Annotated in this window: 20 protein-coding genes; 4 read left to right on the top strand and 16 right to left on the bottom strand. The window is 56.0% G+C overall.

The genetic code is table 11. The features are described from left to right. Positions 1-2: 2 nt before the first annotated feature. From ACFQUU_RS17265 to ACFQUU_RS17190, 16 genes are all read right to left on the bottom strand, one after another. Positions 3-530 carry a flavin reductase family protein gene (locus ACFQUU_RS17265; protein WP_382249271.1) on the bottom strand — a complete coding sequence of 176 codons (528 nt, stop codon included), beginning with the start codon at positions 528-530 and terminating at the stop codon, positions 3-5. Positions 531-579: 49 nt separating this feature from the next. Then, a complete protein-coding gene (locus ACFQUU_RS17260) occupies positions 580-1,776 on the bottom strand; it encodes a flavin-dependent monooxygenase (RefSeq protein WP_382249270.1) in 1,197 nt (398 codons plus the stop codon). Between the two features lie 349 nt (positions 1,777-2,125). After that, positions 2,126-2,839 carry an aspartate/glutamate racemase family protein gene (locus ACFQUU_RS17255; RefSeq protein WP_382249269.1) on the bottom strand — a complete coding sequence of 238 codons (714 nt, stop codon included), beginning with the start codon at positions 2,837-2,839 and terminating at the stop codon, positions 2,126-2,128. 39 nt (positions 2,840-2,878) lie between these two features. Next, positions 2,879-4,159: an NAD(P)/FAD-dependent oxidoreductase gene (locus ACFQUU_RS17250; protein WP_382249268.1), complete on the bottom strand. Its 1,281-nt coding sequence runs from the start codon at positions 4,157-4,159 to the stop codon at positions 2,879-2,881. An 18-nt stretch (positions 4,160-4,177) separates the two neighbouring features. Next, positions 4,178-4,903 (bottom strand): amino acid ABC transporter ATP-binding protein, encoded by a 726-nt coding sequence (locus ACFQUU_RS17245; protein WP_382249267.1) that lies wholly within the window; start codon positions 4,901-4,903, stop codon positions 4,178-4,180. A gap of 38 nt (positions 4,904-4,941) precedes the next feature. Then, on the bottom strand, positions 4,942-5,610 hold the full coding sequence (locus tag ACFQUU_RS17240) for an amino acid ABC transporter permease (protein ID WP_382249266.1): 669 nt from the start codon (positions 5,608-5,610) through the stop codon (positions 4,942-4,944). A gap of 10 nt (positions 5,611-5,620) precedes the next feature. Then, positions 5,621-6,289 carry an amino acid ABC transporter permease gene (locus tag ACFQUU_RS17235; RefSeq protein ID WP_382249265.1) on the bottom strand — a complete coding sequence of 223 codons (669 nt, stop codon included), beginning with the start codon at positions 6,287-6,289 and terminating at the stop codon, positions 5,621-5,623. An 86-nt stretch (positions 6,290-6,375) separates the two neighbouring features. Then, positions 6,376-7,176, bottom strand: coding sequence for an ABC transporter substrate-binding protein (locus ACFQUU_RS17230; RefSeq protein WP_382249264.1), 801 nt, complete (start codon positions 7,174-7,176; stop codon positions 6,376-6,378). A 58-nt stretch (positions 7,177-7,234) separates the two neighbouring features. Then, positions 7,235-7,906, bottom strand: a complete 672-nt coding sequence (locus ACFQUU_RS17225; RefSeq protein WP_382249399.1) for an Lrp/AsnC family transcriptional regulator — start codon at positions 7,904-7,906, stop codon at positions 7,235-7,237. A gap of 327 nt (positions 7,907-8,233) precedes the next feature. Beyond that, positions 8,234-9,043: an enoyl-CoA hydratase/isomerase family protein gene (locus ACFQUU_RS17220; protein WP_382249263.1), complete on the bottom strand. Its 810-nt coding sequence runs from the start codon at positions 9,041-9,043 to the stop codon at positions 8,234-8,236. A gap of 85 nt (positions 9,044-9,128) precedes the next feature. Next, entirely contained in the window at positions 9,129-10,256 is a 1,128-nt protein-coding gene (locus tag ACFQUU_RS17215; protein WP_382249262.1) for a CaiB/BaiF CoA transferase family protein, read from the bottom strand. A gap of 29 nt (positions 10,257-10,285) precedes the next feature. Then, complete coding sequence (locus tag ACFQUU_RS17210) at positions 10,286-11,023, bottom strand: IclR family transcriptional regulator (protein WP_382249261.1); 738 nt, start codon at positions 11,021-11,023, stop codon at positions 10,286-10,288. A gap of 39 nt (positions 11,024-11,062) precedes the next feature. After that, positions 11,063-12,217, bottom strand: a complete 1,155-nt coding sequence (locus ACFQUU_RS17205; RefSeq protein WP_382249260.1) for an acyl-CoA dehydrogenase family protein — start codon at positions 12,215-12,217, stop codon at positions 11,063-11,065. 114 nt (positions 12,218-12,331) lie between these two features. Continuing rightward, positions 12,332-14,443: an acetate--CoA ligase family protein gene (locus tag ACFQUU_RS17200; RefSeq protein ID WP_382249259.1), complete on the bottom strand. Its 2,112-nt coding sequence runs from the start codon at positions 14,441-14,443 to the stop codon at positions 12,332-12,334. Beyond that, on the bottom strand, positions 14,440-14,937 hold the full coding sequence (locus ACFQUU_RS17195) for a MaoC/PaaZ C-terminal domain-containing protein (protein WP_382249258.1): 498 nt from the start codon (positions 14,935-14,937) through the stop codon (positions 14,440-14,442). Before ACFQUU_RS17195 ends, ACFQUU_RS17200 begins: the two co-directional genes overlap by 4 nt. Positions 14,938-14,971: 34 nt before the next feature. After that, complete coding sequence (locus tag ACFQUU_RS17190; protein WP_382249257.1) at positions 14,972-15,724, bottom strand: beta-ketoacyl-ACP reductase; 753 nt, start codon at positions 15,722-15,724, stop codon at positions 14,972-14,974. A 214-nt stretch (positions 15,725-15,938) separates the two neighbouring features. Between ACFQUU_RS17190 and ACFQUU_RS17185 the strand changes: the two genes are divergently transcribed. The 4 genes from ACFQUU_RS17185 to ACFQUU_RS17170 all read left to right on the top strand — a co-directional run bounded on the left by ACFQUU_RS17185 (position 15,939) and on the right by ACFQUU_RS17170 (position 20,447). Next, on the top strand, positions 15,939-16,904 hold the full coding sequence (locus tag ACFQUU_RS17185; protein ID WP_382249256.1) for a tripartite tricarboxylate transporter substrate binding protein: 966 nt from the start codon (positions 15,939-15,941) through the stop codon (positions 16,902-16,904). Between the two features lie 73 nt (positions 16,905-16,977). Continuing rightward, positions 16,978-17,961 (top strand): Bug family tripartite tricarboxylate transporter substrate binding protein, encoded by a 984-nt coding sequence (locus ACFQUU_RS17180; protein WP_382249255.1) that lies wholly within the window; start codon positions 16,978-16,980, stop codon positions 17,959-17,961. A gap of 62 nt (positions 17,962-18,023) precedes the next feature. Further along, positions 18,024-18,884: a MaoC/PaaZ C-terminal domain-containing protein gene (locus ACFQUU_RS17175; protein ID WP_382249254.1), complete on the top strand. Its 861-nt coding sequence runs from the start codon at positions 18,024-18,026 to the stop codon at positions 18,882-18,884. 18 nt (positions 18,885-18,902) lie between these two features. Continuing rightward, positions 18,903-20,447, top strand: coding sequence for an AMP-binding protein (locus tag ACFQUU_RS17170; RefSeq protein ID WP_382249253.1), 1,545 nt, complete (start codon positions 18,903-18,905; stop codon positions 20,445-20,447).

Raw genomic sequence — 20,447 nt, 5'->3', positions numbered from 1 at the left:
CGTTATGCGCAGACGGCGAGTTCGGGCGGGAGCGGTGTCGATGTCGTATAGGCACCGTCGACATAGACCAGCGGCGAGACCGTATCACCGACAAAGATCTCCTCGATGCGGCCGATGAAGACGGTATGCGTTCCATACTCGAAATGCCCGTCCTGGCGACAGATTACGCTTGCCTGTGCATCGGCCAGATAGGGAATGCCGTCCGCGTTGGCATTCCAGCTGCCTGCGGTAAACCTTTCCTCACCTTTCAGCCGGCCGGCGCAGGCCAGGGCAATGTCCTGCTGATTCGCTGCCAGGATATTCACGCAGAAGTCAGCGCCGCCCGACAAGGGCGCATGCATGGACGAGGACCGGTTGATGCAGATGAGTAGCGATGGCGGATCCGCCGACAGTGAATCGACCGCGCTGGCTGACATGGCGTAACGCTGGCCATTGTGGAAACAGGTAATGACACTCACGGACTTGGCGAGCCGCCGCATGGCTTGCAGCATTGCGTTGCGCAAGACTTCCTGGGAATCGTGGACGCTCATGATGAATCCTTGGGATGATGAATGGTTCTGGTACAAAGCCGACTGGCGTTCAAATGAAGAAGTCCGTGTTGTCGCGCCCAAGCATTACGCCACCGTAATTGCGGGCGAACGGGTCAATGTTGTTGGCAACATGGGAACGCGCAGCATGCACATCAAGAAACACGCGTGTCATCGGGTTGCTGAGATAGATACCTCGTCCGCCGCAGTAGCGCAGTAAGCGGCTGACATGCGATGCGCAGCGCTCGGCGACAGCCGCGGAGTGATAGCGGTATTGCACACGAGTCTTGATCGGCAAGGCGTTGCCCTCGCGTGCGGCTTCCATCATCACGCCGAAGTTGCGCATTAGAATGGTTTTCATCTCATCGACGGCAGCCTGAGCATCGGCGCACGCGAGTTGCGCACCCGTATCTTCGGAGGTCTTTTGTCCTGTGTTGGTACTGACACGCGCCGGTGCGCTATCAAGGAACTGATTGATCGCACCTTGCAATGCGCCGATCGAACTTGTCGACACGGCCCGCACAAAGATTTGCGCAAATGGAAGGCGGTACAACGGTGCCGTATTGACCTTGTTACCCGGACTGTCACACATGAATCCGTCTTTCGCCTTGTGCGTACGGTATTCCGGTACGAAGACGTCTTCGACGACGATGTCGTGGCTGCCGGTGCCCTTCAGCCCCAGCACATCCCAATTGCGTACGATCCTGTAGTCTTTGCGGGGTAGCAGGAAAGTCCGGTATTCGGGTGCCGTTTCACCGTTCTTTGGCGGCACCAGTCCGCCAAGCAATACCCATTCGCAATGCTCGCTACCGCTGGAAAATCCCCAGTGGCCGGAAAACCGGAATCCACCATCGACTTCCTTCACCTTGCCCACCGGCATATACGTGGATGAAGTCAGCACCGAACTATCGCGGCCCCAGACTTCTTCCTGTGCCCGCTCATCGAAGAGAGCCAGCTGCCAGTTGTGCACCGCGACAACACCGTAGACCCAGGCGCTCGACATGCAGCCCTCGGCAAGTGCCATCTGGATCGTGTAAAACACGTCCGGCGACATTTCATAGCCGCCATAACGTTTGGGTTGCAGAACGCGAAAGAAGCCTGCCTTCTGAAAATCGGCAATGGTTTCGGCAGGAACCATGGCTTCGCGCTCCGCGCGCCCGGCGCGTTCCGCCAGGATCGGCACCATGGCGCGTGCCCGTTCGATCAAAAGTTCTGCCGTTTGCTGTGTCTCGGGCTGCCTTTGTTGCATTCTTATCTCCGCGTCATCCACCGTTGAATCGCCTGGCAATGGTTGAGCGTTTTGCCAGTGTTCACATGGTGTTGGATAACTTCGGCTGCAACATCGTCCGAAAAGACTATGCAGGTGCGGGACCAAGCCATCCTGACTGGCTACACCGTTGTACAACTCATTTTTCCACTTCGACCGTGGCGAAAATCAGTCGGCGGCAGGCCGCCTTTTCCGCATGGGTGACCATCCCAGGCTCGCCTCTCTATCCCTCTTTGATAACCGATCGATCATTCGTCTCTTTGCTAGCACGGCAGTCAGTTGATAATGCCATCAACATCGGCCAGTCGTGTTTCAGAAATTTTCCCATCCTTCAGATAGCTGAATGGAAGTAATTAACCATCGTTATAAAGTCAAACACCGGAAGGCCTGTCTGACGACGGATCGCTTTTGAAAAGGGAGGCAGATCGGTGCATTCAAGAACAAATGCCCGGATATTCGGATGCTTCTCAATCGCCCGTAGGGCTGTTCCTAACACCTCTCTCTCAATTTCATCAAGGTCAACATCCGTCTCTGGCTCTGTGAATATCTGATTCCAGGCCTTGCAATCTTCAAGCCCGCAAATGACCAGTCCTTCCTGGTTCAGGATGCCGGCCGAAACGAAATGCTCCGGTCGAAGAGCGCTGGCTCTTGCGGTGATGACGCAAATTTCGCCAGTCGTGCCGTGAACTTGTTTGACCAAAGGGATCTGCAACAAACTGGATGCGAAAACCGGTACATTCAATGCAGCCGCCAATTCACGCTGAAAAATGGCGTTAAACCCACAGCTTGTCGTGATGGCCTTGATACCGTCCGCAACCAGCGCCCTGGCATCTTCTATCATGGTCTGCAGAACCGTTGGGTCCGGATCTTCAAGAATCGTATGAACGTTGGCACCCTGTACCGGTTTTAGTCGTACCGGATAAGCGTAAGACTCCAAGTTGGTGCTGTTGCCCACCAGAGTTTCCAGCTGCATCAATCCCTTGGGAACGTGTCCCGTTTCCCAGCACAAGATGCCAATCTTTGCGCCACCAATTTCGCTTTTCATGTTTTCCTCATACAAGCTGGCGCAACCTCTGCCTGCCATCTAAAACCTGTTTATCCTGTAAGGCGTGATATCGAATGGCATTGGATCGTCACTGACGAGGCTGCTAATAAGCTGCGCCGTGATCGCCGATAAGGTCAATCCTAAATGGCCATGCCCGAAAGCATAAAAAACATTGCTGTGACGGGGTGAACGACCAATCACCGGCAGTGAGTCCGGTGTCGATGGGCGGTATCCCATCCATTCACGCTGCACTTGTTGCTCCGCAATGCCTGGCAATGCCTTGCGTGCGAAAGGAATAAGCGCACGGATACGCCGGAAATCCGGCGGCGCACTTAAGCCCGCCAATTCATCGCCGCTGACCATGGAAACCCCATCATGCATAGGTGATAAGACGAAGTGGTTTTCGGGGAATGAGACTGGACGATTTAATAATTGCTTTTCACCAGTGCGAAACGAAACATGATAACCACGTTCCGTATCAAGACATACGGTGTCGCCACATTGTTTTGCAAATTGCTTTGACCATGCACCTGTGGCGACCACGACTGAGTCAAAGACGTGTAAGCCTTGTTTGGTCTTGACGGTGATTCCACTGCCGGCAGACTGTGGCTTGACTTCTACAACAGCTTCGCGGATATGCTGGGTACCGTTTTGGCGGGCACGTTCGAAGTACGCTTGTGTGAGCGCTTTGGGATAATTAACAAATCCGCTTTCCGGTTGAAAGATGCCATGTTTGTATACCGCTTTATCAAGATTGGGCTCGAGCTCCTCAATTTCTTTTGCATTTAGCACCAAAAAATTAACACCATGGCGTGTCATCAATTCACGATCAAACGCGGTGGCCGCAAAGCCGGAGTCGGTCCCATAGACTTTCAACCACCCGGCAGGCTTGATGAGATGTTGTGCATTGCTGATTTCAGACAAGGACAGGTGAGCCTGCATTGCGCGCGATACCAACGGCTGCAAGTCAGACGCTATGCTTGCAACCCGTGCAGGACGTGCTGAAGCAATAAATCGGAATAGCCAGGGAAGAATCTTGAAGAAATAGGAAGGACGAAGAACAGCTGCGCTATTCCGATCAAAAATATAGGAGGGAATTGCGCTGATAACACCTGGCGTAGCGGTAGGAAGAACTGCTCCGGTAACGATTCCGCCCGCATTCCCTGAGCTGGTCCCGGCACCAATTTCATCAGGCTCGAAGACCGTAACCTGGTAACCCTTCATCGAGAGGGTCAGAGATGCGGCAGCGCCCACCACACCACCACCAATGATGGCGATCGTTCGTGGAGAACTTGCCTTTTGAGCGGATTGTTTATTCATTCAATGTCCCGACGCTGACTAGTGGTGAAGAATCTTGCCGAGAAACTCACGTGTCCTGTCGTTCCTGGGGGCGGTAAAGAATGTTTCCGGTTCTGCGACTTCAACAATGCTGCCCTTATCCATAAACACCACGCGGTCAGCAACCTTTCGCGCAAAACCCATCTCATGGGTCACCACAATCATGGTCATCCCGTCTTTGGCCAGGTTCACCATGACATCCAGAACTTCATTAATCATCTCGGGATCGAGCGCAGATGTCGGCTCGTCAAACAGCATGATTTTGGGTTGCATGCATAGACTGCGCGCGATGGCCACCCGCTGCTGCTGTCCTCCCGACAATTGGTGTGGATACGAATTGAATTTATCGCCCAAGCCTACCTTTTCCAGTAGTTGGCGGCCGCGCTGGTTGGCTGCCTCCTTTGACAGCCGGCGTACATGGATAGGAGCCAGTGTCACATTTTCCAGAGCGGTCTTGTGCGGATACAGATTGAATTGTTGAAACACGAATCCCAACTCCATACGCAATGGTCGCAGATTCGCCTCAACGTTCACCGGTTTGCTGTCAACCAGCAGCTCACCCTCTTGAAACTTTTCCAAGCCGTTTACGCAACGTATGAGTGTGCTCTTTCCTGAACCGCTCGGACCACAGACAACGACCACCTCGCCCTTTGCAACAGAAAGATTGATGTCCTGTAATACGTGATTTTTCCCATACCACTTGTTGACCCCGTTGAAATTAATCATTCATTGATTCCTTGTCGGTGTTAAGTCCTGCTCCATACTTAATGGACAGTATTAGGACTATTTTTTTCCAATCGCCGCGAAAGATGCAACAACGGATAACAAATCAGGAAATAGCCTATTCCAACGACGGCAAAAACAAGCAATCCGTTTGGCACGTTTTGCACAATCACCCAACCTGAACGCGTTAAATCGAGGAGGCCAATCGCAGAAACAACCGAAGAGTCCTTCACCAGCAGAACGAACTGCCCCACCAGGGACGGCACAACCATTCTTATCGCCTGTGGCAGCACAACCAGCCTGAGCTGTTGCGTACGTGTGAGACCTGCCGCCACTGCGGCTTCGATTTGTCCGCGCGGGACGGCATTGATACCGGATGCAATGATTTCCGAAATAAAGCACGCGGCAATATTGGAAAGTGCTATCGCTCCAGCGGTAAAGGAGTTCAGTTCAACACCTGCTGCCGGCAGAATAAAAAAGACGACAAACACCTGAACCAGAACTGGTGTGCCGCGGAATAGATCAGTGTATGCGCCAATAGCAAACGACAACCACTTGTGGGAACTAGCTCGTCCTATACCCAAAATAAACCCAAGGAGTGTCCCTACGATAATGCTGATTGCCGACAGGGCGATGGTTGCTCCGATTCCCTTTAGGAGAACAAAGTGATACTGGGAAACCTGGTAAATCTGCTCAAGAAGCATCGTCATATTCCCGATCTCAGCGAAGTGCGGACGCACGGTTGGAATAACTCCACAACGACGCTATAAATTTCAGCCCGAAGTACAAGACCAGATAACCTGCGGCCGTAGTCACCAGGCCTTCGACTGGCATGAAGCGATCAGTTGCCAGGGCTTGGCCGATACGCGTGAGCTCCAGCACCGAAATCAGCGACAACAGAGACGAGTCTTTGACCAGCACGATGGCTTGCCCGATCAGCGGTGAAACCATGGGACGCAACGCTTGCGGAAGAATGATGAGCCGCATTTGCTGCCAATAACTCATGCCGGAACTGGCACTTGCCTCAACCTGCCCTCGCGGAATGGCAAGTATTCCGGAGCGAATAATTTCACTGACATAGGCGCCGCTGTTTAATGAAAGAGCCAGCACACCAACTACGATTTCCGGCGTGCTCACCCCAAGGATAGGCAAGCCGAAGTACAGAAAATAGAGCTGAGCGAGCAAAGGGGTTGCCCGTATCACGTCGACATAGGCGACTGCGGGGACGCGCAGAAAACGTGAAGGCTGAATACTCATCGCACAGGCAATGATTCCAACGACGATGGCTCCTGTGAACGCGACCAGAGATATTAACGCTGTGGACATGAAACCAACCCAGAATTCCGGAAGGGTTTCAGCTATTATTCGAAAATTCAAGCTCAACAGCATTAGGCACCCATTCTTTAAATGTATTCAAATAAGACGCGGGTAGCGCAATGGTATTTACGCTACCCCTACATTTAATTGAGGTGCACTTAGTGGTCTTCTTTCCATTTGGCGGAGTTAACCCAGTAGTCAAGATTCTTCTGCAAGCGACCATCCAGCGTTGTCTGATCGATGAACAGATTCATCCACGTGAGCAAATCCAGAGAGTCATACCGCGTTGCAAAGGCCAGGGTTTCTTTGGCAAGCATCTCTGGCATCACCTTGAAGGTACCGGCGGGGTAACCTGCCGCCTGGCCAGCTACTGCGGTGCTGTCATTGATGAGACAATCAGCCTGTCCGTTTTTCACGGCGTCCAGGAGTAGATTGCCGCCACCCTTGTAGCTCTTGATCTGACCGTTCGGAAAAACAGTTTTAGCCAACTTTTCACCGGTGCTTCCGAACAGAACCGCAATTCTGGCACCAGGCGCTTTACATGCCTCGGTGGAGGTGAACTTGGTGCCCTCCTTGGTCGCCACCACAGGTCCGACATGAATCCAGGGTTTGGTAAAAGCCACTTTCATTGCACGCGCCAAGGTGGGAGTCATGTCTGCAGCGAGCATGTCGGCCTTACCTGACATCAGAGCGGGCAGAAGTCCATCCCAGTCGAGGTCAAGAAACACCACTTTCACACCCATTTCCTGGGCCATTAATTTGGCGAGTTCAACGGAACTGCCTGTGCGCTCCCCTTTTTTGTTAATCAGGGAGAACGGAGGCCCTTGGGTCTGAACCGCAACGCGCAACTCCCCACGCTTTTGGATATCGTCCAAGGTGCCGGCATGCGCAGTGACTGCCGCCCCCACAAATCCTATGCACGTCAGTAGAATCGCCCGCAGGAATTTTGATGCTGTCATGCTCTTTCTCCTCGTGTACTCTCCGCAGAGGACCATCCTCCGGAAGAAGATTTGAACCCTATTGGTCAGTCGATCCGGACGATTTCGCAGGATGCTCATTTGCGTCCGGCCCTTCATCCTCCCAACACCCTTTGGTCAAGGGAACCCACTTGTTATGCGACTTCATCACCACGAAAGACTCACTTCCTCTGATAACTCCCGCGTCGGCGACACGGGGCAGCAGCTCACTTGTAAAGCGATAAAGATCATGAACATCACCGGCTACCACAACTTCTACGATCAGGTCGTAGCGGCCGGTAACGATGCTGACAGACGATACAAACGGCAATGCGGCAATCTTCTGTGACAGTTCGTCCATTCGTCCTTGCGCATTGGCGTTAATGCCCACAATCGCGGAAATCAGCTCGGGACGCTCTGACAAATTGAGCAAGCCAACGATCTTCAACGCGCTTTTTTCAACCAGTGCCCGCAGGCGAGAGCGCACGGTGGGTGGACTCAAGCTCAATTTTTCTGCGAGCTGGTTCACGCTCAACTGTGCATTTCCCGAAAGCATCTTGGCAATCCGGCGATCCGTAGGATCGAGGTGTTCACGCGTCATTTGTAAAAATAGGCTGGTTTTTATTTTCAAACAGAAGATAATTAATGGAATAGTATTCCAAACTGAAAATTTGGCAAGGAATATTAATTGCCGGAGAAATTGCGACTGGTTCGACGTGCAATTGATAAACATTTGACGCAAGCACGTCTGGACTGGCTATACGTCACTTTACCGACGGCCATACCGAACGCTGACCAACAACCGGTGGATTTCCATCGATTTCGCCGGTCAATCATTTATTTGTCGCGTCAGGCGGCCCGGGGATGATCCTGATGCAGACGCTCCTTCGCGGAATACATCGCCTGTATGACCGTGTGATCTCCGGCGATCGGAGCACCGGCTTCACAAAAAATTCTAAAGGCCTTAAGCGACTATCAGGGAGTGTGACGGTACATGGCGCAGGCCGGCTTTCGCAGCGCAGGAGGCGGCCATTGTTCGCGCGCTTTTGGCAAGAATGAGCTAATCGTCTTCTGACGGCCACCTAAAACGCTGCGGTTCTTTATTGACGAATCGCCTGGCTGCATCACGGTGAAACTCAGAGGAGCGCGCAACGCCCTGCCCGGCTGCCTCCAGTTCAAGCATAGTGCTAAGGTCACTATTGAGCGAGGCGTTGAAACCGCGCTTCGTGATGGAAAGCGCCGATGATGGAAGTGCGGTCATGGACAGGGCAATCTGACGCGCGCGTTCATCGATACGGTCGTATGGCTGGATTTCACAAACGATTCCCATGTCTTTTGCTTCCTCGGCACCAAACTCTCGCGTCGAGAAAGCAAGCTCCTTGGCGCGCTGAAGCCCAACCATGCGCGGAAGCGTGTAGAAGGTCGCACAATCCGGGATGGCGCCGAGACGAAGAAAGGAAAGGCAAAAGCGCGCGCGCTGCGAAGCCAGGATGAGATCAGCGGTGAGCGCCAGTCCGAAGCCGGCACCATAGGCTGGTCCGTCGACCTTGGCAATCACAGGCCGATCGAGAGTGATCAGGTCCTCAATCGTGTAGTGCAACTTGATCATGCGCTCGCGCGATTCTTCAGCGGAAGCGCCGGAATGCATCGTACTGATATCACCGCCTGCGCAAAACGCACCGCCTGCGCCGCCAAGAATCAGTACCCGAACCGTAGGGTTGCGGCGAATAGCACTGACCGCATCGCTGAGTTCTTCCCGGATAACCATATCTAACGCATTTTTCTGAGCTGGCCGGTTCAACGTGATTGTAGCCACCCCAGCTTCCAGGCTGTACAGGATCGTCTTGTACTCGTTTGGACGTGCTTGCATAGGACAGGTCTCCGCTTCAGTTTATCAGTGCTGATTGCAGGCTGCTGCTGGCACGCTTCTGAACACAGCAGGATGGTTTTATCTGTCAAGCGATAACGCCGTTCTCCCGGAATGTCCGGATATCGGCTTCGCTCATGCCCAGTTCGATCAGCAATTCGTCCGTGTGCTGACCGGCTTTAGGGATCGGCAGCGCTTGTCCTGGTGTCCGGGAAAAGCGAGGAGCCGGCGCCGGGTGGACAATGCCATCGGTCTCGACGAAGCTTCCGCGTTCCTTGTTGTGGGGATAGTCCGGCGCCTCAAGGAAATCGAGGACCGGCGCGAAGCAGACATCGGTGCCTTCCAGCAGTGCGCACCACTGCTCCCGCGTCTTGCCGGCTATGATGCTTGCGAGTTTTGCACGTAGCAGCGGCCACTGCGCACGCTCCCATTGCTGGACGAAGTCGTTGTCCTCGATGCCGCACAGCTCCAGCAACAACTGATAAAACTGCGGCTCGATCGCACCGATAGAGATAAACTTGCCATCCGCACATGCATAGCAGCCATAAAAATGTGCGCCGCCATCGAGCATGTTGGATTGCCGCTGATTGACCCAGTCACCACTTCGAATTTTTCCGTGGTAGGTACTCGCCAGGAGGGAAGCGCCGTCACAGATCGCCGCGTCTACCACCTGACCTTTCCCTGTGCGGCTGGCCTCAAGCAAGCCGCACAGGATGCCGAATGCCAGCATCATTGCGCCGCCACCCATATCCCCAACGAGATGCAATGGAGGCGTCGGCGGGCGATCGGCATATCCCGTCGCGTGCAGAGCACCCGTGATGGCGATGTAGTTCAGGTCGTGCCCCGCGGCCTGCGACAATGGACCTTCCTGTCCCCAACCGGTCATGCGCCCGTACACGAGGCGCGGATTACGCTTCAGGCAAACGTCAGGCCCTAACTCCAGCCTTTCCATCACGCCCGGCCGGAAACCTTCCAGTAGCGCATCAGCTTTTTCAATGAGGGCAAGTACGATTTCAGCCGCACCCGGTTTCTTGATGTCGAGTGCGATAGTACGGCGGCCGCGGTCGATGATGCCGCCATTCCCGAAAAAACCGGCCGACAACCGGTCAATTCGTATGACATCCGCTCCCATATCTGCCAGCATCATCGCGCAAAACGGACTGGGACCGATCGCCGCCATTTCGACTACCGTAAAACCACTCAATGGACCAGCCATGCTTATTGCCTTTCTTTAGATCCTCGATTCTATGACTCGAAAAACTCAGCCCGCGCATCGAGAATTATCTTGATGTATTTCTCCACGTCGTCATCGATACGATGGGTCGGACCGACAATAGATAGCGCCGTCAACTGGCCGCCGACACGCCCGGCGATGCCGATCGCAGATACACCCTCGTTGCCTTCATTGCGAGTAATGAAATATTTTTTCGGCAGTTGCTCCTCAATCTGCGCACGCAGCGCTGCGGCGGCGGTAATGCTGCTGGATGTAACTGGCTCGAAGTGCAGTGTATCGATCAGAGCGTTACGGCTGGCTTCATCCATTTCGCCTAGCAGGGCTTTGCCGAGTGCCGTGACATGCAATTCGAGCGTGGTTCCGGGCTGCAGGACATAACGCAGCGCACGCGGACTCTCCTGGCTGGCATAGATTTTCACTTTATTTCCATCCAGCAGGCCGCACATCGAGGATTCTCCCGATTGCCGGGTCAATATTTCCAAGGCTTCCGAGGCGAATGCCTGCAAGGGATCTGCCGCTGCGATCCCTTGCGCCACGTCCAGGAGCCTGGCAGTGGGATGGAAATACCGCGACTTGGGCGAGCGGAGCAGATAGCCGGCTTGACGTAGCGTGTACAACAGGTCGGAGCAGCTACTGTCTGCCAAGTCGAGGTAGCGAGCCATTTCGGAATTGGAAAGGGGACGCCGTTCCCTGGCGTAAACTTCAAAGACTTGCAGAACGCGCTGTGCAGTCGGAATAATTTGAGGCATGAAGGTAAGAATCTACGGTGAATGTTCAATGGAAATCTGTTATTTCAAGGCTGATATGCCAAGCACGCTTTGTGCCATCAGCAGCGACTGAATCTGGTTAGTCCCTTCGGCAATGCTCAAATGGCGTGCGTCGCGATAATAACGCTCGACGGGGAAAAGGGTCGTGTAGCCGGCACCGCCATGTACCTGCATCGACATCTCCGCTACCCGTAGCACCGCGTCGGTGGCATGGCGCTTTGCCATCGAGCAGAGCATCTGGCTGTCAGGCGCGTTGCGGTCGAGCGCATCCGCCGCCCGCCAGCACAGCAGACGCGATGTTTCGACCAGCGTCATCATGTCGGCAATCATTTGCTGCACCAGTTGAAAGCTGCCGATCGGCCGTCCGAACTGTATTCGTTCACCAGCGTATTTTGCTGCCGCTTCATAAGCCGCCTCGGCGATGCCAAGCGCAGAAAAGGCGACAACGCAGCGACCGATGTTGAGATACTTCTTGGCGAGGCCGAAGCCCTTGCCTTCCACGCCAATAAGATTCGCTGCCGGAATCTCGACATCTTCGAACAAGAGCTCGCCAAGCGGGCAGCTCAGCATGCCCATCTTAGGTATCGCACTCGAGGAGAAACCAGGCATGGCGCGTTCAAAGAGTAGACAGGACACGCCGCGTTCGCCACTTTTACGTTGCGTCTGCACAAACACCACACCCAGTTCGCATACCGGACCAAGACTGATGTAGAGCTTGCGGCCATTGACCTTCCATCCGGTGTCGGTTTCGACAGCACGGGTTTCGAGATTGGCGGCATCGGAGCCGATATTTGGCTCGCTCAACGCGAAGCTGGCGATGGCTTCGCCGGACAACACGCGCGGAAGGTATTTTTCCTTCAGATATTGGGAGCCGCCGTCGGTTAGCACCGACGCTGCTAAGTTACTGGTACTTACAATGCTGCGTAAGGAAGGCCAAACCCGCGCGAGTTCGGCGATCAGCACGCCGTAAGTCATTACCGGCAAACCGTAACCGCCGTTTTCCTCTGGCAGCATGCCGCCCAAAAGGCCGAAGTCACGCATTGCCTTTACCATTTCCTGCGGTACCAGCTTTCCTTCGGCTTCGTAACGGTCAACAATTGGGGCAACTTCCGCCTTCAGGTAACGGCGTAGCGAATCGCGCAGTTCAGTCTGGGTCGCGTCGAGAGAGAAGTCCATAAGCTATTCCGAGTGGTCTGGTCTATGCGTCATGTTTTTTGAAGGCGGCTCGGTCTTGCACATATCCTGCACTGCATTGTGAGCCGACTTCATGTTGCCTGGCTTTTAAATCGGTCACTCACTCTCCTGGCGAGCTCGGAAGGCAATCAGCGCGTCCAGAGGCACGGCGCCTTCGCCTGTCGTACCAACCCACACGGGGTTGAGTTCCATTTCGTGGAGCGTGTCGCGGTGCTCCCAGGCGAAATCCGAGATCTGTACGATCAGGGCTTCCAGGGCAGCAAAGTCGACCGGCGGCTGACCACGCACACCCTCCAGTATCTCGACATGCTTGATGTCGCGTACCAGCTCGCGTGCGTCTTCCTGCGACAACGGGATCATACGGTGCGCCACGTCCCGAATGGTCTCGACGAAGATGCCGCCCAAGCCGAACGTCAGGATCAGGCCGAACGCCATGTCGCGGTGTACGCCGACGAGCACTTCGCGCCCACCCCGGGGCAGCATTTTTTCAACCAAGATGCCGTCAATTACCGCGGCCGGGGCATATCGTCGGACTGATTCATGGATTGCGGCAAAGGCTTCGTGCACGGCATCCGCAGAAGCGATATTGAGCCTGACCCCGCCTGCCTCGGTCTTGTGGGCGATCTGCGCGCTGGCAACTTTCATCACCACCGGGAAGTCTAGTTGTTTTGCGTGCTCGACTGCTTCTTCAACGCTCTGAGCCACCTGCCCTTCCGGGATGCGGATCCCGGCTTTATGCAGCATGGCCTTGGTCTCCGCTTCGCTCACCATACGCGTACCGCCGGCGGTCTTTTCCGTTTTGTCCGCAACAGCTCTTGAATGAGATACCTGCGGTTTCCAGGAGATCGCCTTGCTTAGGGCCACAATCGCGTCTGACATGGACAGGAAGGGCAACAGGCCTGCCTTTTCCAACAACTGGAAGCCACCGCCCAGCCGACGGCTCATCCAGACCGGGACAATCAATGTGTCGGTTTCGGCCACGACTTCGGCAATGCCTCTAGCCATGTCCTCAGTGATGTCGCCATAGTCCATCGGGATCGGAAACAGAACGGTGCCCACCGCGGGGTCGGCGCACACGATGCGCAGGCATTCGTTCGACAAAGCCCGATTGCGCAGGATGTCAGCGGTAGTATCGACCGGATTGCCGATGTTGGCAAAATCCGGCAGAAGCTTTTTGAGGGCAGACGACGTGGCAGGAGAGAGGGTGGAAAGCGGCAGGCCCGCGGCGCCGGCGATGTCGGCCGCGAGGGCGGCAGTACCGCCGGAAAAAGTATAGATGCACAAACCATTGCCGCTTTTGGACGTCACCCGTGTGAGAAGATTCGCCACGGCCAGCAACTCGTCGAGATCGCCCACTTCAGTCACGCCAAACTGGCGGAATACTGCGCTGTTGACGGCCGCCGTCCCCGCTACGGAAGCGGTATGCGACTGGGCGGCGCGCACGCCGGCTTCCGATCGCCCGATCTTCAGCACCACCACCGGCTTGTTACGGGCGCGCGCCAGCTCCAACGCTGCCGTGAGCCGCCGACCATCCTTGACACCCTCCATCAGCAGCGCGATGACTCTGATTTGCGGATCATTCGCCATGTGCGCGACGAAATCAGGGATTTCCAGATCGACCTCATTCCCAGCGGAAAACCACAGTCCTATGCCATCGCCAAACGAAAGCCCCTGCAGCAGGTTGCGGCCGAGTCCCCCGCCCTGCGTTGCAAGCCCGATAGAGCCGCTATTCAAGTCATCCTTGAAGGCTGGTGAAAAGTTCATGCCCAGTCGGTCGCGAACGTTCACGAAGCCTGGGCAGTTTGGTCCATAGACGTGGAGGCCGGTGGTGCGACACAGCGCTGCAATTTCGCCTTCCAGTCTTCGGCCTTCTTCACCCACTTCGGAAAAGCCGGATGTCATTACGATAGCAAATGGAATACTGCGTTCCACGCATTGCTTCAAGTTGTCCAGCACCAGCGAGGCATTGACCACGATGAGCGCGACATCGATCTCGTCGGCTGGCAGATCACGGATCGACGGCCAGCACGTTTTGCCACCTATGTCCTGGTATGCCGGATTGACCGGGTAGATCTTGCCTGGGATCGCCGAGTGGAGCCGCAGGTTATCGTACAGGCGGCGCCCCTGACTTGATTCCCGCGCGGAAGCGCCAACCACAACGACGTTGTGCGGATTGATAAAACGCGTTAGATCGACGAATGGTTTCATATGCGTTCTCCCATTGATCGCATCATCATCGCAAAGTCAGCCTGCACGACCACCTCACCGCGCTGATTGATTGCCTCACGCCGAAACACCACCTTGTCCTTGCCGGGGCGGTAGTTCTTGATTTTTTCCATTACCGTAACCTGCACAAAAATCGTGTCGCCGATGAAGGTTGGCTTCGGGAAGCGGCAGTTAATGTCCAGCAACGCCAGCACAAAGGGCTCCAGCTGCCGGTAGCCATTTGACTGCGTAGTCAGACCTGACAGGATGGACAGCACCAGCAAGCCGTGGGCGATGCGTTGTCCGAACGGTGTGCTCCTGGCGTATTCCTCATCAACATGAAGGCGATTGAAATCGCCCGACAGGCCGGCGAAACTGACTATGTCGCTCTCGGTGATAGTGCGGCCGGCCGATTGAAAGGAATGGCCAACTTCAAGCCCTACGGGCGGTGCTGCGGTCAGGACCGTGTCCATGTTGGTTTCGCTGGTGCTTTGCATAGTGATTGGTGTGGATGAAGGCACGATGCAGTGGTTACGAAGAATAGCGGCCGCCGGTTACGTGCAGTAATTCGCCAGTGATGAACGAGGCCCGGTCTGAGGCCAGGAAGGTAACTGCGTTAGCGACGTCTTCGACCGCGCCCAAACGTTGTACCGGTTGGTGGGCAAGAGCGTTAGTGCGCAGCATGTCGTACGTGGACAGCCCGCGCACCAAGGGAGTTTCGATCAGGCCTGGAGCGATTGCGTTCGACGTGATGTTGAACTTGCCTTGTTCGAGCGCCAGGGCGCGGGTGAAACCAATTAGGCCGGCCTTTGCCGCGGAATAGTTGGTCTGCCCCGGATTGCCCCAGTGTGCGCGTGACGCGATGTTGATGACACGACCCCAGCGCTTTTCCATCATTGAGGGCAGAACAGCCTTGGTGCAGTAGTAAGCGCCTTTCAGAATGGTATCCACCACCGAGTCCCAGTCCTCGACCGGCATCTTGAGGAGGTACTTGTCGCGGGTAAAGCCGGCGTTGTTAACCAGGATGTCGATGCTGCCGAATTCGCGCATGGCTTGCCGCGCCATTTCCTGCACCTGTTCATTGTTGCAAACGTCGAGTACGGCGCCGATTGCCTCATGGCCGGCGTTTCTCAGGTTGGCGACAGCCTGTGCCGCCGATTCCGCGTCGATATCGGTAATGACAATCTTGGCACCCTCCTGCGCCAGCGCCAAGGCAGAGGCATAGCCTATCCCACGGCCAGAACCAGTGATTACCGCGACTTTACCAGTGAGCTGCAGGTCCATCTTTCATCCTCCGTTAGCGAATGATTGCTGATTGCGCAATGTTTGTGATCGCGCCGAGTTCTCGGCCGTAAAATTTAATCCGGGCTTACGTAAAACTATACGGTACGCCGTAAAACTTGACAAGTTCTTTCGGTATACGGTTATAATTTTCGGCATGTCGGAAAATATTCGCAGCGCCCGGCATTCCACTCTACCTATAGGAAGGAGACTGACCATGGCAGTTTTGAAGGGATTGTTAGCCGCGGTATTGAGCGTGGCCGCAGTAGGAGCGGCCTTCGGCGCCGATATTTATCCAAACAAGCCGGTGCGCATCTATGTTGGCTTTGCGCCGGGCGGCGCCACGGATCAGCTGGCCCGGCTGTACGCAAAGAAACTGGGTGAAAAATTCAATCAGCCATTTATTGTGGAAAACCGTGCAGGCGGTGGCGGCAATATCGCCGTCCAAGCGCTGACCCAGGCCCCAGCCGACGGTTATACGATTGCGATGGCTGCCAACTATGTGGCGGCAAACGCCGCCATGAAGCGCAATCCTTACGACTGGGAGCGGGAGCTGGCGCCGATCGGCATGGTCGCTTCGACGCCGAACATTCTGGTGGTGCCACCTAATTCCAAGCTCAACAGCGTTGCCGACCTGATTCGGGAGGCTAAAAAACCCAATAGCAATCTGACGTTCGGTTCTGCCGGCATGGGTTCCTCCATCCACCTCGCAGGCGAACTCTTCAAGGTCATGGCCGGGGTCGATATGACTCATGTCCCCTACAAGGGCGTATCACCAGCGGAAGTCGATCTCATGGCAGGTACGGTAGACATGATGTTTGGCAGCGTCTCGACCGCCATCCCGCTGATCCAGGCCAAAAAGCTGAAGGCCATTGCGGTAACCGGGCCCGAGCGCATGAAAGCCATGCCCGATGTGCCAACCATCGAGGAGGCGGGCTTGAAGGGCTACGACGTGCAGGCGGTTTATTTCATGACAGCGCCGGCGAAGGTGCCGACTCCCATCCTGACCACCTTGGCTGACGCGATCGCCGAAATCAACAGGCAACCGGATGTACAAAGCTTCGTCGAGCGCATTTACGCCAAGCCCTTGACCGGGGGGCCGAACGAAGCCAAGGCGTTCTTGAAGGCCGAGATGGAGAAATGGCAGGGCGTGGTCAAAGCCACCGGGTTGAAGGTTGATTGAGTGAAAGCTGGGGTTGCCGCCAAACCCCGGAACGCAGAATTACATCGATTCAAGAACCGTACAGGAGACTCCAATGAAGAACTCTAGGCGTAACGCGCTGGCAATGATTGCCGGCTTGGCCACCGCCCTTTCCCTGCTCCAGACTTCCCATGCAGCCGACAACTACCCCAGCAAACCGCTTCGCCTGATCGCGCCCAGTTCACCTGGTGGGATTCTGGATATCACCAGCCGGGTGATAGGCAAAAAGCTGTCGGAACAGCTAAAGCAGCCAGTGGTGGTCGAAAACGTGCCTGGCGCAGCCGGCATCCTGGGCATGCAGAGCATGCTGCGCGCCGAACCCGACGGTTACACGCTGGTGATGGGCAGCAGCGGGCCGAACGCCGTCAACTATACGCTGTACAACAAACTGCCCTACAAGATGTCGGACTTTGCACCGGTAATCAGCGTCATCACGATGCCTAACGCTCTGGTCATCAATGCCAATACCCCGGTTAAGACTCTGGATGAGTTCCGTTCCTATGCCAGGAACAAGCAGGGCGGGCTATCAATGGCCATTTCCATGATCGGGACCTCGGGGCATCTTGGGGGTGAACTGGTGCGAAACCGGCTCGATTTCCCTGCCGTCACGGTGCCATATAAGGGCGCCGCGCCCGCCTCCAAGGATCTGGTGGCAGGCGAAGTCGATTTCATGGTCGAGAACGTGATCACCGTAGCTCCTCTGGTCAAGGGAGGCAAGTTGCGGGCGCTCGGCGTTACCACCAAAGACCGCAGCCCCATCCTGCCCGACGTTCCCACTCTCGCGGAGCAAGGCTATCCCGATATCGATGTCGGCGCATGGCTTGGCGTGCTCGTATCAGCCAATACTCCGCCCGCCATCGTCAACCGCCTGAATGCGGAATTGAACAAGGTGCTGGCTGACGAAGAGGTGAAAAAGACCTTGGCCCAGCAGGGCGGAAAAGTTCTAGGCGGCACGCCTGCGGAGTTCGATGCCTTCATTCGATCCGAGAAGGACCGCTGGGAAAAAGTCATCAGAGCCGCCAACATCCGGGTGGAATGACCAGAGGCGCCGGCGGCACACAGTAGCGGTCGGCAAGGAATATGGAGCAAGGAGACAAGAGCATGGCAATCGATTATCACAACCTGCGCAACTGGAAATTCGAAGATCGTATTGACCGCTACACCGCACGCGATTGCATGATCTACGCGCTCGGGTTGGGGTACGGCAGCGATCCTATCGATGAAAACGAGCTCCGTTATGTGCATGAAGAACAGACAGCAGTTGTGCCAACATTCCTCGCCACCATAGGAGCGCCAAACGGCTGGGCCGCCGATCCAGCCACCGGCATCGATTGGCTGAAAATCCTGCACGGCGAGCACCGGATGACCTTCCATGCCCCGATGGCCGCACACGGCGCGGTGCGTAGCACGACCAGGGTCAGCCGCGTCGTTGACAAAGGTGCCGGCAAGGGCGCGCTGGTAGTAACCATCCGGGAAATCACGGATGCTGAAACCGGCAAGCCGCTGGCCACGGTCGAGCACGTGTCCTTCTGCAGGGCTGATGGCGGCTTCGGTCAGGGCGACGAAGCCCCGGAAGCCTTGCCCGGCACACCAGAGCGCGTGCCAGACCAGGTAGTCCTGTTATCCACTCTTCCGCAGCAAGCCTTGCTGTACCGCCTCAACGGCGATCTCAATCCAGTCCACGTCCTGCCGCACATGGCACGGACGGCAGGCTTCGACCGCCCCATCCTGCACGGCCTGTGCACCTATGGCATGGCGGCCCGGGCACTGCTGCAGATCTATGCCCCGACCGCGCCGGAACGGTTGACCGGCATCGCCGCCCGTTTTTCGTCACCGGTCTTTCCAGGCGAGTCGCTGCGCACCGAAGTCTGGCGCGACGGCTCGCGCCTGCAGTTTCGCGTCCTGGCCCATGAACGCGACAAGGTCGTGCTGAGCAATGGCGTTGCCAGCCTGGCGCAGTAATCGACAGAGAGGAAAAGCATGTCGCCACTTGAAGTCTATGCAAAGGAAATGCCTGACCGTGTAGCTTACCGTATGGTCCCGTCGGGACAAGCCGTCACATGGCGCGAACTCGAGCAGCGCAGCCGCAAGTGCGCGGCTGCGCTGTTGGAGGCAGGTTGCCGAACCGGCGATGTGATCGCGGTATTCCTGGAAAACCACTTGCGCTATTTCGAGTTGCTGTGGGCAGCGCATCGTATCGGTCTGTACTACACCACCATCAGTCGGCATCTGAAGCGCGACGAGGCCCAATACATCATCGAGAATTGCGACGCGCGCCTTCTGTTCTATTCCGGCATTACCTGCGCGGAGGTCGATGTTCGCCGCATGACCGAACTCGGCGTCGCTTGTGTCAGCATGGACGAGACTGACGCGAGCGCAGCGCATTACGAATCCTGGATAGGGTGCATTCCAGATGACGTGCGTCTGCCGAATACCTTGGAAGGCACTGATTTTCTGTATTCTTCGGGCACTACCGGATTACCGAAAGGCATCAAACGTCCGCTCGCTACGGCCAACCAGTTCTTCCGCGTTGGCAATGCCGCCAGCAGCACCTGGAAGGCGTTTGACCGCAACACGGTCTATCTTTCTACGGCGCCGTTCTATCATACCGCGCCGGTGCGTTGGAACATGGCGGTTCTGCGCGCTGGCGGCACTTGCGTGATGATGGAAAAATTCGACCCGGCCGGTGCCCTGGACGCGATCGATACCTTTGGCGTGACGCACTCGCAATGGGTTCCAACCATGTTCATCCGCATGCTGCGCCTGCCGCGAGAAGAGCGCGAGCGCCATGACCTGTCGTCTCTGCGCTACGCTGTGCACGCCGCAGCGCCCTGCCCGGCCGAGGTGAAGGAAGCCATGATCCAGTGGTGGGGTCCTATCCTGTACGAGTACTACAGCGGTACGGAACTGGTCGGCCGGACATCGCTCGGTTCCGAGGAATGGCTGACGCATCGAGGTTCGGTCGGTAAGCCGGAATTCGGGCAGGTACACATCCTGAGCGAAGACGGCCAGCACGAATTGCCACCAGGCGAGCCGGGCCTGATTTACTTCTCGGGCGGCGGGTCCTTCGAATACCACAAAGACCCCGGCAAGACGCGTGAGGTGTACAACGAGCGCGGCTGGGCCACATACGGCGATATCGGCTACCTTGATGAGGAAGGCTATCTCTACCTGACCGACCGGCTTTCCAACATGATTGTTTCCGGCGGCGTCAACATCTATCCGCAGGAAGCAGAGAACCTGCTGTGCATGCATCCGGCAGTGGCAGATGTGGCAGTGGTAGGTGTACCGAACGACGAGTTCGGCGAGGAGGTCAAGGCTGTGGTGCAGTTACGTGACCCGGGTCAGGCCAGCTCCGAGCTGGCGCAACAGCTGATGGCTTACTGCCGAGAACGGCTGTCGCCCATCAAGTGTCCGCGAAGTATTGATTTTTCCGACGACATGCCACGTACCGAGACCGGCAAACTATTGAAACGCCTGGTCAAGCAGCGTTACTGGCCAACCGAAAAGGGCATTGCCCGTTAA

Source organism: Herbaspirillum sp. GCM10030257, from assembly GCF_042666555.1.
Classification (GTDB): Bacteria; Pseudomonadota; Gammaproteobacteria; order Burkholderiales; family Burkholderiaceae_D; genus Noviherbaspirillum.
This window is presented reverse-complemented; position numbering and strand designations above follow the sequence as displayed.